Annotated in this window: 1 pseudogene; it reads left to right on the top strand. The window is 74.1% G+C overall.

Features of this window, described 5'->3' with window-relative positions:
* Nucleotides 1-321, top strand: a pseudogene (locus tag UK12_RS44050) (hypothetical protein); the annotation flags it as partial.
* Nucleotides 322-343 lie beyond the last annotated feature (22 nt).

The raw sequence follows: 343 nt of genomic DNA, 5'->3' as shown, positions 1-343 counted from the left end.
GGCGAAGCCACCCGAGCGGTTGTCACGGTCGCCGAAGGAACGGCCACCGCGGTCGTCACGGTTGCGGTCGCGGTCACCGAAGGAACGGCTGCCGCGGTCGTCGCGGGTGAAGCCACCCGGACGGTCGGCACGGTTACCGGAGGCATGGCCGCTGCCGTCGGCGCCGCGCCCGCCGCCCCGGCCCCCGGCGTCAGGGTTCCTGCCGCGACCGCAACCGTGACGACCGTGGCGGACGTTCCCTCGGTGCCCGCGACTCGCGCGGCGGCAGCTTCAACGGCGGCGACCGTAAGCCCCGTTGGAAGAACTGACGCTCTGCAGTGACCGCTGGTCGGGCCCGCTCCAC

Source organism: Saccharothrix sp. ST-888 (assembly GCF_000955975.1).
Classification (GTDB): domain Bacteria; phylum Actinomycetota; class Actinomycetes; order Streptomycetales; family Streptomycetaceae; genus Kitasatospora.
This window is presented reverse-complemented; position numbering and strand designations above follow the sequence as displayed.